General features: G+C 37.7%; 12 protein-coding genes. 8 read left to right on the top strand and 4 right to left on the bottom strand.

The window, feature by feature from the left end:
- The first annotated feature begins 47 nt into the window (after positions 1 to 47).
- A complete protein-coding gene (locus J2T03_RS07420; RefSeq protein WP_307210354.1) occupies positions 48 to 1,799 on the top strand; it encodes a hypothetical protein in 1,752 nt (583 codons plus the stop codon).
- A 92-nt stretch (positions 1,800 to 1,891) separates the two neighbouring features.
- On the opposite strand, the gene J2T03_RS07415 is transcribed toward J2T03_RS07420, so the two are convergent.
- Together J2T03_RS07415 and J2T03_RS07410 are read right to left on the bottom strand one after the other, a co-directional pair.
- Positions 1,892 to 3,076 carry a DUF1501 domain-containing protein gene (locus J2T03_RS07415; protein ID WP_306844476.1) on the bottom strand — a complete coding sequence of 395 codons (1,185 nt, stop codon included), beginning with the start codon at positions 3,074 to 3,076 and terminating at the stop codon, positions 1,892 to 1,894.
- Between the two features lie 128 nt (positions 3,077 to 3,204).
- Positions 3,205 to 4,584 (bottom strand): DUF1800 domain-containing protein, encoded by a 1,380-nt coding sequence (locus J2T03_RS07410; RefSeq protein ID WP_307210353.1) that lies wholly within the window; start codon positions 4,582 to 4,584, stop codon positions 3,205 to 3,207.
- A gap of 238 nt (positions 4,585 to 4,822) precedes the next feature.
- On the opposite strand from J2T03_RS07410, the gene J2T03_RS07405 reads away from it, so the two are divergent.
- The 6 genes from J2T03_RS07405 (at position 4,823) to J2T03_RS07380 (ending at position 10,281) form a co-directional block, all read left to right on the top strand.
- Positions 4,823 to 5,386 carry a hypothetical protein gene (locus J2T03_RS07405; protein WP_306844480.1) on the top strand — a complete coding sequence of 188 codons (564 nt, stop codon included), beginning with the start codon at positions 4,823 to 4,825 and terminating at the stop codon, positions 5,384 to 5,386.
- 115 nt (positions 5,387 to 5,501) lie between these two features.
- A complete protein-coding gene (locus J2T03_RS07400) occupies positions 5,502 to 6,551 on the top strand; it encodes a glucokinase (protein ID WP_306844481.1) in 1,050 nt (349 codons plus the stop codon).
- A 144-nt stretch (positions 6,552 to 6,695) separates the two neighbouring features.
- On the top strand, positions 6,696 to 7,262 hold the full coding sequence (locus J2T03_RS07395; protein WP_306844483.1) for a YceI family protein: 567 nt from the start codon (positions 6,696 to 6,698) through the stop codon (positions 7,260 to 7,262).
- 78 nt (positions 7,263 to 7,340) lie between these two features.
- Positions 7,341 to 7,970, top strand: coding sequence for a YceI family protein (locus tag J2T03_RS07390; protein WP_306844485.1), 630 nt, complete (start codon positions 7,341 to 7,343; stop codon positions 7,968 to 7,970).
- A 218-nt stretch (positions 7,971 to 8,188) separates the two neighbouring features.
- Positions 8,189 to 8,830 carry an alpha/beta hydrolase gene (locus J2T03_RS07385; RefSeq protein ID WP_306844487.1) on the top strand — a complete coding sequence of 214 codons (642 nt, stop codon included), beginning with the start codon at positions 8,189 to 8,191 and terminating at the stop codon, positions 8,828 to 8,830.
- Positions 8,831 to 8,937: 107 nt separating this feature from the next.
- Positions 8,938 to 10,281 (top strand): ammonium transporter, encoded by a 1,344-nt coding sequence (locus tag J2T03_RS07380; protein WP_307210351.1) that lies wholly within the window; start codon positions 8,938 to 8,940, stop codon positions 10,279 to 10,281.
- Between the two features lie 81 nt (positions 10,282 to 10,362).
- Here the strand turns inward: J2T03_RS07380 and J2T03_RS07375 are convergent, their stop codons facing one another.
- Both J2T03_RS07375 and J2T03_RS07370 read right to left on the bottom strand, forming a co-directional pair.
- Positions 10,363 to 10,986, bottom strand: a complete 624-nt coding sequence (locus tag J2T03_RS07375; RefSeq protein WP_306844491.1) for an FMN-dependent NADH-azoreductase — start codon at positions 10,984 to 10,986, stop codon at positions 10,363 to 10,365.
- Positions 10,987 to 11,046: 60 nt separating this feature from the next.
- Positions 11,047 to 11,625: a Crp/Fnr family transcriptional regulator gene (locus J2T03_RS07370; protein ID WP_307210349.1), complete on the bottom strand. Its 579-nt coding sequence runs from the start codon at positions 11,623 to 11,625 to the stop codon at positions 11,047 to 11,049.
- 180 nt (positions 11,626 to 11,805) lie between these two features.
- Between J2T03_RS07370 and J2T03_RS07365 the strand changes: the two genes are divergently transcribed.
- Entirely contained in the window at positions 11,806 to 13,224 is a 1,419-nt protein-coding gene (locus J2T03_RS07365; RefSeq protein ID WP_307210346.1) for an L-serine ammonia-lyase, read from the top strand.
- Positions 13,225 to 13,339: the final 115 nt, after the last annotated feature.

The raw sequence follows: 13,339 nt of genomic DNA, 5'->3' as shown, positions 1-13,339 counted from the left end.
TGTTTCTTTAAAAACCATACTCCTCACTTATTTTTAATTTTTATAAAATGAAAACACTTCAATTATTTAATGCCGTACTGTCCAAAAAAACGGTAAGCGCACCTTTTATTTCTGAGGCAGGTTTTGTGATCGAAGCAGATGCTGTTTGGGCTAAAGACCAGATCATCAAATTTTATGCAAAGGAAAAATTAAACGGGAGTGACCTGAATAAGACCTTCCATAAATCCTGGCAGAAAATAAAAGAAAGTACGAGAATCGAGCTGCTTATTGAACAGCTTAAACACTATATTTCTACCTATGGAAGTAATTTTCAGGATGAGATCTATATTCCTGATGAAGTATTGAATGTTCCCAATGCAAAATTGGTTTTCAAAGTAGTTAAAGCCTATTCTGAAGAAGAAATGACAGAAAAATGTTTGTCACTGCTGAAATCAGGAATGGCTCTGAAGGATGAAACGATTAACGATCTTCTTGCCATCTTAACAAAAGATTTGAATTATACTTTTACAGGAACCGAAAATATCAGAAACAAAGAAGCTATCGTTAAAATAGCGGATCTGTACCAGGTTTATCCGGCTAATCCTGTAGAATTTTTCAGATATGTAATTTATAAAACTACAGATACCACACTTCTGATCAAAAATGAAGACTTAATTAAAGCTATTAAAGAAAGCAAATTTAATCCGTCTGATTTATTTGAAAAATATGGTCTGGAAAGGCTTGCACAGATTTTCAACAGATTCAAACCGTTGTTTTTAGCATATAAAAAAAGATCATCTAAAACTATCAATAAAATATCAAAACTGTCGAAAATTCATCATCAGCCATTGGTGGCTAACCCATTGAATGAAGCGACTCATACATTGCTGGAAAAAAACGATCTGCACTGGCTGGATAATGCCACTCCGTTTGCTTTGTTCAAAGCTTTGTCGGCCTGCTATTCAAGGATGTACGGACAGGATACGTTTGTGTATAGAATCAGGAACGGAAAATCCTGGGTGAAAACCGGAAAACAGGGAACTGTAAGTGAAAAGAACTATGATTTTATTTTGAATTATTTAAAATCAAGGTTTGATCTTTCCGGAAAGAAATTCTATTTTCCTGACCATGTAGAATTTGGATTGCCAACCTCTGAAAAAATGTTTGTAGGAAATATGCCTGCCGGGACTAGATTTTTAGGAGAAAAATTGGCTGTCGGGATCTACTGGGAAGATAACTGGGGTGCGTATGATCTTGACCTTTCAGCCCTGAATATTGGCGGAAAGACAGGATGGAATGCGGCCTATAACCAAGATAACGGAAATCTGATGTATTCTGGAGATATGACCTCTGCGCCCAACGGTGCTGTAGAATACCTCCATGCTGCCAAAGGCCTGAATGCCCCGACTCTGGTTATGAATAATGTGTATCTTGGAAGCTCCGACTGCGGATATAAAATTGTGATCGGAAAAGGAGATCATATTTCGAGAGCATATATGATGAACCCAGATCATCTTTTTGCAGAGGCAAAATGTAGTTCTGTCCAGAGGCAGACCGTTCTTGGAATGCTTCTTCCAAAAGGAGAAAAGCAGTGTTTTGTGCTTCTGAATTTTGGAGCCGGACATGCCCATGTTTCAGGAAGCTCAGAGATCTCAAAGATGGCTACGGATGCATTATATCAGCAATGGTATAAGCCTCTGTCGTTTAATGATCTTGTAGCAGAACTGGGAGCGGAAGTAGTTTCTGAAAAAGAAGAAGCTGATTTTGATTTCTCACTGGAAAGCCTTGAAAAAGATAGCTTTACAAAGATTTTTAAATAGGGTAGATTATGCATCTGCAAAATCTGTAAGAGACTTGTCCACTGCCATTTTGATGTACACAATCAGAATGGCAGTTTTTATTTTTAATTAAATCAAATAAAGTCATAGACTCCGTTTTTCCAACCCAATACTTTGGAAGAATCTGCTTTAAGCCAGTTTTTTAAAACCGTAGCATAAACTTTTCGGAAATCTTCCGTATAAATAAGATCCCCTTCATTCAGTTTCTGGAGATCAGGAAGTGCATTCAGAAGTCCCTTCTTTTTAAGCCCTCCGCTGATGAAGAACATCTGATTGGCTGTTCCATGATCTGTTCCGTTGCTGGCATTCTGAGCCACCCGGCGCCCGAATTCTGAGAAAGTCATTAATAAGACATCATTGAAAACTCCATTACTTTTCAGATCAGCCACAAAAGATTTCACTGCGTCATTGATGTCGCTGAACAGCTTTTTCTGCCTGTCATTTTGGTTAACATGGGTGTCAAAACTTCCCACCGAAAGATAATAAACCTGCGTGTTGATATCAGATTTGATCAGCGAAGCCACTGTTTTAAAATCCTTGCCCAGCTGTGAATTAGGATAGGTCTGGTCTGTTTTTTTTGATTTACTTTTTTCAAAGATATAATCAGCATTATTAATAGTGGAGCCAAGCGTCTGGTATAAATAGGAAACCGTTTCATCATCATGATGATGGTCATACAGAGATTTGAAATACTTCTCCTGGCTGGTCTGATAAAGTCTTTTGGGGTCTTTAAAGGCAAATGCCTTATTATTTTCGCCTTTCAGTGCCAGGCTCAGCATATCATCAACTTCCAGAGCCTGGGTGGGATGTTCGCAACGGTAGCATTCTTCATCCAGAAAACGACCCAGCCAGCCTGTTTCTAGAAATTCGTCACTACGGCTGGCAGAATGCCATATATCCATACTTCTGAAGTGTGATTTATCAGGGTCCGGGTACCCTACATTATTCATCACCGAAAGTTCACCGTTGTCGAAAAGCTCTTTGAAATAGGAGAGTGCCGGATTGATTCCTGTTTCATCGTTAAGCGGTAAGGAATCTGTGATAGCAATACTGTTTCTTTCTTTAAAATAAATATCGTTTTTTGTAGGAATGATCGTGTTTAGACCATCATTTCCACCTGTAAACTGCAATACTACGAGAATTTTATGATTAGGCACTAAGGCTTCATCCAGTGTCATTGCTTTCAGAAAATTGGGCATCATAAGCGATGCGGTAGCCAACGAACTTATTTTGAGGAATTCTCTTCTTTTGATTAGCATGATTTTTCTTTTTAGGTTAAAGGTTGCAGATGCCAGATAATAGGTTGCAGGTCGCAGGTTTCAGGACTGAATCTTGATTTTACAGAACCAAACGGCGGTTACTATTGTTGCCACCTATTATTCTACTCCTAACACAACTGGTACTCCGGGGTAGACATTAGATTAATGATATTCATTTTTATACTTTTATCCGAGAAATTCTTTACCGAATCCATATCGAGTGTTTTCGTATTCTGGATAAGATAATCTTCACAGTTTTTGTTGGCAAATACTTTTTCCAGCCTGTTCCAGTCTATGGTTATGTTGGGATTCTTAAATGATTTGTTCAAAGGGGTTTCACGGGATTTCATGCCCATATCAATATCATCATCCTGGCGCGGGCTGTATTCCAGAGGGCGTAATCCGGACCATATCTGTGGAATCTGCAGTCTCAGCATCAGGGTAGAGCTGTCTATCCATGATCTGCCGCTGGGCCATCCGGCTACGTTGGGTGGGTAAAGAAGCATTTGTCCTAGCAATTTCTGATAAACAATGAGATTTTCCGGATTCTGAATATTCATAGGAAGCATCCGCATTATTCCAGCCATCAGTTCTATCGGGGATTTTATTCTGTTTCCGATATTCTTTTGAGCGTAGAACCATGAGCTTGAGAAGATTTCGGTCATAAGTTTTTTGATATTATATCCGGAATTGTAAAAGTTATTGCTTAATTGATCTACAATATGACTGTCTACATTTTCATTAACGAAGAACTTATATATTTTTGTGGTAATAAACTTGGCTGTGGCTTTCTGTTCAAGGATAATATTTAAAATGTCAGTTCCTGTGAAATTTCCAGTTTTTCCAAGGAATGTTTTAGTTCCTTCATCGTGCAGGTTTTTTCTCTCCTTAAAGTTGCCTTCCTTATCATAACCCCAGCCTGTAAAAGCTCTTGCTCCTTCCCGGATATCTTTTTCAGTATAATTTCCCCTTCCCATCGTAAATAGTTCCATTACCTCACGGGCGAAATTTTCATTTGGATGGCCCTTTTTGTTCTGCTGATTATTGAGGAAATTCAACATTGCAGGCGATTGGCTCACTTCGAAGAGAAGATCTTTAAAATTGCCCAGTGCATTCTTCCTGATCGTATTGAGGAGCTGTTTGTTGAATTTTGAGTTATTGATTCTGGATGCAAAATGACCATGCCAGAAGAATGACATCTTCTCTTTCATCTGTTCCTTGCTGTTTATCATTTTGTCCAGGAAATTCAGGTTCAGTTCATTATTTTGCAGCCTGATGATTTGCTGCATTTCTTTTCTTTTTTCTGCCGGAGTTTTATTATTCATCATATCCTCCTGAATGAAAGTGTCGGATGTATGATAATTAATTTCTGTAAAGCTCTCTTCTTGAAATAAATCATCAGCCAGCATCTTTATACTTTTGTTTTTCAGATCACTGATTTGGTTGATCCCGGTTCCGAAACCGGCACGCCAGAGAAGGTGTTTATTGCGTAATAATGAATCGGCCATGATGAGAGAATTTACTTTTTTGATAGAATAGAAAGAAAAAGGTTAAAATAGTAACGGTTAAGAATTCTTAATATTATTTTTTTTGGGATTTAATTTAAACAATCATTTGAATTTTAATATAAATTAACATATTGATAATCATTATATTGTAATGAAATTGAGTGTTAAAATCCAAAAAAAAGCCTCCCTTGGCATGATTTTTACAGCTTATTGGAATAGTAAAATTAAAATTAGAGTTATGAAAATGTTAAAACAAGCAATAGTACTGGCTGGAATATTAACAGCAGGTATCACAAGCGCACAGAACTCACAGATGAACAATATGATCAAAGTGGGTGCGAATGTTGGTTTAGCAGTACCTGCGGATAATCTTTCAGCAGCAGCAGGTGTAGATGTATCTTATCAGAATTTGATCACTCCCGGATTTGGATTAGGTATTGCCACAGGATATACTCATTATTTCGGAAAGAGCAACAACGGTTATGATAACAATGATGTAGGGGTAATTCCTGTAGGAGCTTTAATAAGAGTATATCCTAAACAGACTGGTTTCTATTTTGGAACGGACTTAGGGTATGGTTTCCTTGTAGGAGATGACAAAGTGGCTTCCAACAGTTCGGCCGACAGACCAGACGGAGGATTCTACATCAAACCGGAAATTGGATATCACAACAGAGACTGGAATTTCTTCGTACAGTATCAGAAAGTTTTTGTAGGAGATAAAGGAGATATCGCCGGACAGGACTATAATGTAGGGAACATCGGAGTAGGATTCGGGTACAATATTCCATTAGGAAAGTAGTTAGATTTATATATAAACAATTATTAGCCAAAACCTTTTTATGAAAATGAAAAGGTTTTTTGGTTCGCTGCAGGATTTACGAAAACTATTATTATATTTGATAAAATTTGAGGTTATGATTTTGAATCCAAAATTTCCGCTTTATTTACCAGGAGTAGAGAACAGTAATAATGATAATGTTACTATCATTGGGGCAAGTCTCCGTGAAGATATAACTACCTTAGGCTATTTTGTTTCCAGTAACGGAGGCCTTGAGATAAAAATTCAGAATGAATATAATACCAAAGAGTACACTTCATTTTCTGACATATTAAGAAAATTCATACAGGACAATCAGCTGGACAATGTAAAACGTCTGGCAGTGGCTGTACCCGGACCTGTAATCAATGGTAAAAGTAGCCCTGCAAGATTAGGGTGGGACTTAGACATTGAAGAATATACCAGAGATTTCGGGTTTGAGAAAGGAGATATGCTGAATGACCTTGAAGCGTCAGCTTACGGAATGGGCCTTCTTGAGGACAGTGATCTTGATCCGATCTATACCAGCGGGCATCTCGAAAAAGGAAATGTAGCGATCCTGGCTCCCGGAAACGGATTGGGTGAAGCTGGATATTTCTTTGACGGAAAAAACCTGAGACCTTTCGCTACGGAAGGCGGACATTCGGAATTCTCCCCGAGAACGAATGTTGAAGTAGAATTCTATCAGTTCCTAAACAATATCTACGGTATTGTAAGCTGGGAGAATGTACTTTCCAAAACCGGTCTTTTCAATATCTACAGATTTCTGAGAGATGTAAAAAGACATCCGGAACCGGAATGGCTTGCAGAACGTCTTACTGGACCAAATTTTGTTGAAGAAATTTACAAGGCTGCAGTGGAAGAAGATGTACTGATTTGTAAAATTGCTTTGGATACCTTCCTGGAATTCCTTGCAAGAGAAGCAAACAACCTTGTACTGAAGCTTAAAGCTACCGGAGGGCTATTGATTTCGGGAGATATTCCGCAAGCGATCAGAGAATATATTGACAAAGGTAAATTCTATGATAAGTTCAAGATAAGCGACAAAATGGAGGCACTGCTGAAAAGCACACCTATCTATCTGATTAAGCAGAACCACACAGCATTAAAAGGAGCTGCACTGTACACCGCTTATTATCACAATTAACATACAAAACTCCGAAACTTTCGGAGTTTTTTTATGGATGATATTATTCATGAAAATAATTAATTTTATTGATATACATCAATGAAATCTATCGGATAAGTTGGCTACATTTGCATCATTAAACAAGTAAATAACTTTATTCAAATGAAAAAAATATTCTTATTAGCGGTTTTAGCTAGTGGTCTTACATTCGGACAGTCAAAAAAAGTGGTAGCATCTGATGTTCACTGGTGGGGATACAAAGTAGCAAAATCTGAGGCGAGTTCTCATGACGGTACTGTAAAAGTAAAATCAGGAGACATGGTTATGAAAGGAAATAACCTGGTAGGTGGAAGCTTTGTATTGGATATGACGTCTATCAACGCAACTGACCTTACGGGCGAATATCAGCAGAAATTAAACGGACACCTTAAGAACGGTGATTTCTTTGAAGTTGAAAAATTCCCTACTGCGTCTTTCAAAATCACTTCTGTAAAGAAAAACAGCGATAAGATCTACAATTCATTAGTAACAGGAAACCTTACCGTTAAAGGAAAAACCAATGCCGTTACTTTCCCTGCAAAGATTGCTTACAGTAAAGGAGTCGTGAGCCTGGTTTCTGATAAATTCTCTTTCGACAGACAGAAATTTGATGTTGCTTACAAGTCTACTATGCAGGATGTTTTTGTGAAAGATGACATCGAAATGCTTGTAAAGGTGACTGCTAAATAATTTAATCAAAAAAAGATTATTAAAAGTGTAGAAGTTCTACACTTTTTTTTATTTTTGTTGAATTGTAAATAAAAAAGAATGAAAAGATTACTATTGTTTGCTATGATGTGTGTGAGCATATCATTTGTTTCTGCACAGAAGAAATTTGATAAGGTTTCAAAAGTGACTTCATCAGAGATCAGGTGGTGGGGATATAAAGTTGTAAAAACTGAAGCTTCTTCGCATTCAGGGACGGTAAAGCTCAAAAGCGGGAAATTCAATTTTGATAAAACAGTCCTTGTAGACGGAGAGTTTATTATAGATATGAGAAGCATAATGGCGGGAGATGTTTCCGATGAAGATCAGATCAAGCTTACCAATGATCTGAAAAGTACCAATTTCTTTGAAGTTAAAAAATTCCCGATCGCGAAATTTCATTTGACTAAGATCATTCCTTTAGCAAACAGTGAGTATAATTCAACGGTTTACGGTGATGTTACCATCAAAGGGGTAAGAAAAACAATTACTTTCCCTGCCAATGTATACGTAACCCAGTTTACAGTAGTCGTAGAGTCTGCTAAGTTCTCTCTGAACAGAAGAGATTTTAAAGTATTCTACCAGTCTTCACTGAAAGATTATTTCATCAAGAATGAAATGGATATCCAGTTCAAAGTTTCTACGGAAAAACTGGATAATGACAACAGAGTTCCTGTAAAGAAAAAGAAATAAGTAAAATATAGTTTCAAATATTAAAATGGGCGGTTTTTATAAACTGCCCATTTTTTATACATGTATTTGAACTTTTTCAAATTTTAAAGGAACCAAACCACTGAAAAGCAAAGCTCGTCTTAATATTCTTAAAGTCTTCGATCTTCTTGCGGGTTAGAAAAAATGCAAAATTTAAATTCTATTCGCATCTTTTATCATGTTTTTCATAAATTAGTACTATGAAAATTTATATAATTAGCGGTCTCGGAGCCGATTTTAAAGTATTGGAAAGACTGGAATTTCCCGAGAACTGTGAGTTAATTTTTATAGACTGGCTCATTCCTGAAAAAAATGAGCCCTTTCATTCCTATGTCCAAAGAATGGCGGAAAAAGTAGATGATTCCGAACCATTCTGTCTGCTGGGGTATTCTTTTGGCGGTATTTTGGTACAGGAGATCAATAAGCTGAAGCCTGCCCAGAAAGTGGTCATCATGGGAAGCATAAAATCAGATAAAGAAAAATCTAAATTTATCAGGACCGGGGAGATCACAAAAATTCCAAGAATACTTCCTGTTGGCATGTTTAATGACAAAGCTGCCAATGTATATTCTGTAGTCAGAAAATTTTTTGATCCCAAAAATCCTAAGATCCTTCAATATTTTAGGGTCAGAGATCCTTATTACCTCAAATGGTCTGTAGAGAAAGTTTCCGAGTGGAAGTTCGAAGAAACTCCGGAGGTTATTCAGATATTGGGAGATAAAGACATCGTTTTTCCTATTAAATATTCAAAACCTGATTATGTGATCAAAGGAGGGACCCATCTTTTTCCAGCTACAAAATATAAAGAAGTGTCTCAAATTTTAAAAGAGGTTTTTATTTGAAATTGGATGTGTTTTAGCTTGGGCGTAATTTTTTAGGGGTTATTTTTTTAAAATATATGTTTTTATAAAATTTATATTTAATTTTGATAGGGTTAAATATAAATTTTATGAAAGTTGGTTTAAAATGGATCGTTTCATTCTCGATTATTACTCTTGTGGCATTCGGAGGATTATTTTGGAGTCCTAGCATTGATTTTCCCAACACTGGAGATTTTCTCAGTGAAGATAAGATCGTAGGAGCTGATGTTGCATGGATTCTTGCCGCAGCGGGACTTGTACTGCTGATGACCCCCGGACTGTCATTCTTTTATGGAGGAATGGTTGGCAAGAAAAATGTGATCTCCACCATGCTGCAGAGTTTCATTGCTCTGGGTGTTATTTCTATTTTATGGGTGGTTGTCGGGTTTTCCTTATCTTTTGGGGATTCATTAGGCTTTGAAATCAATGGCGTGCATTACGGAATCATCGGAAATCCTTTAAGTTATCCATTCTTCAGCCGTGTGGGAGTCTTACCTCACAAAATAATGGCTTCCACCATTCCTTTTGTCCTTTTTGCTCTTTTTCAGATGAAATTTGCCGTTATTACTCCTGCACTTATCACAGGCTCTTTCGCTGAGCGTGTACGTTTTATCTCTTATCTGCTATTCATGGTACTTTTCAGCATTTTTATCTATACGCCGCTTTGCCATATGGTATGGCATCCTGACGGACTTCTGAATAAATTTTTTGGAGTAAAAGACTTTGCAGGTGGAACTGTAGTTCATATGAGTGCTGGTTTTGCAGCTTTAGCTGGAGCTATGGTCCTTGGAAACAGGAAAAATCCACATCATGAGCCTTCCAATATTCCTTATGTCCTTTTAGGAACAGGAATGTTATGGTTCGGATGGTTTGGCTTTAATGCCGGATCTGCTCTGAGTGCAAATGCTTCTGCCGCAATGGCTTTTGGCACCACCACCATTGCTTCTGCTTCTGCTATGATGACCTGGATATTTTTTGACCGGATCAATGGGAGAAGCGTTTCTGCATTAGGAGCCTGCATTGGCGCTGTAGTAGGACTGGTGGCCATTACCCCAGGTTGTGGTTTTGTCAGTATTCCGGAAAGTCTTTTTATAGGATTTGCAGCCGCTATTGTATCTAATCTTATGGTAAACTGGAAAGCTTTGAAAAAAATAGATGATACCCTCGATGTCTTTGCCTGTCATGGAGTAGGGGGAATTATGGGAATGATCCTGACCGCTGTATTTGCCCATGGTGAAAATGCCAGCCTCCTTCATGGAGGTATTGAAGTTTTCGCCCATCATATGGCTGCTCTGGTGCTTGTTTCAGTTTTTACATTCTTTGGCTCACTGCTCTTGTATAAAATTACAGATTCCATAATTACCCTCAGGGTTTCCGAAGCAGCAGAATCCGTTGGGCTCGATATTTCCCAACATGAAGAAAGTTTCAAGTGATGATTGTTAAAGAAAAACAGGGCACGGGAAGTAAAGCCGAATGCCCTGTTTGCAAATATTCAGAAGGATTTTTTCCCGACCTCATTCAATGGATTGGATGGCGTTGAAAATTTTGTTTTTTGAATTTTCAAACACTTCACCCCCAAACTCTTCATTATCCAATGAAAAAATGGTAATATCCTTGACTCCCATGATGCCGAAAATGTGTTTCAGATAGGTGGTTTGAAAATTGATGTGTCCGTTTTTTTCATTTTCTCCATATCCTGTATCGCCCCTGGAAGATAATATAAATGCTTTTTTGTTTTCAAGCAAACCTACGTAGTCGCCATCAGGAGCCCCTGACCTGAATTTCCAGGTTTCATTAATCCGCATTACCTGGTCTATATAAGCTTTTAGCCCACTTGGAACAGTCCAGTTATACATTGGAGTTCCAATGACATAAATATCATGTTCTTTGAGCTCCTGTACCAGCTCATTGCTTAGCTGTAATGCCTTTTGGTTTTCTTCGGTCCTGTCTGACGGCTTTTTAAATGCTCCTGCAATCCAGGGTTCGTTAATATGGGGAATAGTTTCAATCCCCGCTTCTCTGTACGTAAATACAGCTGAGGGATATTTCGTTTTCCAGTTTTCAACAAAAAGTTGTGTCAGTTTTCGGCTGTACGACCTTTCATTTCTTACACTTGCATTAATAATCAGTACTTTCATTATGATGAATTTTATAACAACAAAGTTCCTGATTATTCATTCCTTAAAAATTGATCTAGTTCAAGAGGATTTATTTTTTTTCCGGATTCTGCTTATAAATTCGGCTGAGACTCCTAAATAGGATGCAATTAAATATTGAGGAACCCTGGAGACAATATCCGGATAGGTATCCAGAAAATCATAATATTTCTGCTCAGCTTTGTACATATTGTTAAAAACAATCCTCTTTTCAAGAGTTCCCAGATAGCCTTCTAAAATAATTCTGAAGTATCTTTCCAGGGAAGGAATTTCCTGCAGCATTTTTTGAAAAGACTGATGGCTGATCTGTAAGAGACTTGTGTTTTCTACAGCCTGTATATTGTAAATAGAAGCTTTTTGTTTTGAAAAGCTGGAGATATCGGTTGCCCACCAATGGTCAATAGCTAAAAAAAGAATCTCTTCATTTCCGTTTTCTGAATTAATACAAAAGGCTTTTAAAACACCTGAAACAATATAGCTGTCATAACGGCAGATTTCTCCGTTTCTTAAAAGAAATTCGCCTTTTTTCAATGTTTTTTCTGTCCAGAAATTTTTAAAAATGATAATTTCTTCCGGACTTAGTCTGACATGCTGTAAAATGTTCTTAATTAATGTTTCCATTCAAAACTATTAGGAGAGAATACTTAAAGGACAGGTTAGGAGAACACTGTGTCAGCTAATTTACAAAAATACTCATTTATAAGACATCTCATGATATGGGAAGCATAATTCTAGTCCCGGAATGCTTTTATTGGGATTTATCACGTATCTTTGTTTACAGAGGAAAATGAGCAATGATTTATGGAATCAATATCGGTTTTTGAGATTATTAAAGTAGGAATAGGCCCGTCCAGTTCGCACACGATGGGACCCTGGAATGCAGCTTCTGCATTTATCAGAATTATAAAAAGGGAAAGATCAATCGAGGAAGTGAAAGAAGTTTTCCTTGAATTTTTTGGCTCTTTAGCTAAAACCGGAATTGGGCACGGAACGGATATTGCCGGAATGCTTGGGCTGAATGGTGAAGATTTTAAAACCATCAATACTTCAAAAATTGATGAAAAAATAGAGAAAATCAAAAAAGACCAGATTATTAATCTGGGAGGAGAAAAAGAAATTCCTTTTGTTTACGGCTATCACCTGGTTTTAAATATGCAGAAATCCCTTGATTTTCATCCTAACGGAATGATTTTTAAGGCTATTTTTGAAGATGGAACCGAACTCGTTCAGGATTTTTATTCTGTAGGAGGAGGTTTTATTGCAAGCCAGGAAAAGAATTCTATAGAAAAACACTGTGTGCGAACCCTGTATCCCTGCCATCATGGTTCGGATATTGTAAAATACTGTGAAAAGTTAGGATTTAAAAGGTTTTCTGACCTGATCCTGATTAATGAGGAAAGCTGGAGATCCCAGGAAGAAACGAGACAGGAAGCACTGAATATCTGGAAGAATATTAAAGAATGTATCTACAAAGGAGTGAATAAAGAAGGCATCCTTCCCGGCGGCTTAAATGTGACCAGAAGGGCTGCAGGAATCAACAGAAAGCTTCTAGGAGACAAGATCTATAAAAATATCGATGAATGGTTTAAGCTGGTAGTTGATGCAGAAGAGAATTTCACCAATATCAATAAATGGATTGCGTGTTTTGCGCTGGCAGTGAACGAAGAAAACGCAAGTTTCGGAAGGATCATTACAGCGCCTACCAATGGTGCCAGTGGTGTTATTCCTGCAGTTTTGATGTATTCGCAGGCGTTTACCGAATTTATAAGCGAAGATGATATCGTAAGGTTTTTACTGGTAGCCGGAGAAATTGGAACCCTGTTCAAGAAAAATGCTACGATTTCGGCTGCAATGGGCGGATGCCAGGCTGAGATCGGAGTTTCATCAGCAATGGCAGCAGCAGGACTCACAGAGATCTTAGGCGGAAGTATTGGCCAGGTATTGATGGCGGCAGAAATAGCCATGGAACATCACCTGGGACTTACCTGTGACCCGATCAAAGGACTTGTACAGATCCCTTGCATTGAAAGAAATACAATGGGTGCCATGAAAGCGATCACAGCGGCTAATATTGCCCTGGAAAGTGACCCTGCAAAAGCAAAAGTAACACTGGATGAAGTAATTCAGACTATGTGGGAAACAGCTTTATCCATGAGTGACCGTTTTAAAGAAACCTCAGAAGGCGGACTTGCCATTGCGGTCAATGTTCCTGAATGTTAAAGAGAATGATACTGTTTTACATATAAAATCCTTAGAAAATAATCTAAGGATTTTTTTAATTATATTCTTATCGCAAAGGCAAACAAAGTAGATTTTCTGTGATATATAGTAAGGA

Origin of the sequence: Chryseobacterium lathyri, assembly GCF_030812195.1 — a bacterium.
Classification (GTDB): domain Bacteria; phylum Bacteroidota; class Bacteroidia; order Flavobacteriales; family Weeksellaceae; genus Chryseobacterium; species Chryseobacterium lathyri_A.
This window is presented reverse-complemented; position numbering and strand designations above follow the sequence as displayed.

Excerpts from the sequence above, each read along its gene's own strand:
- J2T03_RS07420 (WP_307210354.1), top strand. The coding sequence starts at position 48 with ATGAAAACACTTCAATTATTTAATGCCGTACTGTCCAAAAAAACGGTA.
- J2T03_RS07415 (WP_306844476.1), bottom strand. The coding sequence starts at position 3,076 with ATGCTAATCAAAAGAAGAGAATTCCTCAAAATAAGTTCGTTGGCTACC.
- J2T03_RS07410 (WP_307210353.1), bottom strand. The coding sequence starts at position 4,584 with ATGGCCGATTCATTATTACGCAATAAACACCTTCTCTGGCGTGCCGGT.
- J2T03_RS07405 (WP_306844480.1), top strand. The coding sequence starts at position 4,823 with ATGAAAATGTTAAAACAAGCAATAGTACTGGCTGGAATATTAACAGCA.
- J2T03_RS07400 (WP_306844481.1), top strand. The coding sequence starts at position 5,502 with ATGATTTTGAATCCAAAATTTCCGCTTTATTTACCAGGAGTAGAGAAC.
- J2T03_RS07395 (WP_306844483.1), top strand. The coding sequence starts at position 6,696 with ATGAAAAAAATATTCTTATTAGCGGTTTTAGCTAGTGGTCTTACATTC.
- J2T03_RS07390 (WP_306844485.1), top strand. The coding sequence starts at position 7,341 with ATGAAAAGATTACTATTGTTTGCTATGATGTGTGTGAGCATATCATTT.
- J2T03_RS07385 (WP_306844487.1), top strand. The coding sequence starts at position 8,189 with ATGAAAATTTATATAATTAGCGGTCTCGGAGCCGATTTTAAAGTATTG.
- J2T03_RS07380 (WP_307210351.1), top strand. The coding sequence starts at position 8,938 with ATGAAAGTTGGTTTAAAATGGATCGTTTCATTCTCGATTATTACTCTT.
- J2T03_RS07375 (WP_306844491.1), bottom strand. The coding sequence starts at position 10,986 with ATGAAAGTACTGATTATTAATGCAAGTGTAAGAAATGAAAGGTCGTAC.
- J2T03_RS07370 (WP_307210349.1), bottom strand. The coding sequence starts at position 11,625 with ATGGAAACATTAATTAAGAACATTTTACAGCATGTCAGACTAAGTCCG.
- J2T03_RS07365 (WP_307210346.1), top strand. The coding sequence starts at position 11,806 with ATGGAATCAATATCGGTTTTTGAGATTATTAAAGTAGGAATAGGCCCG.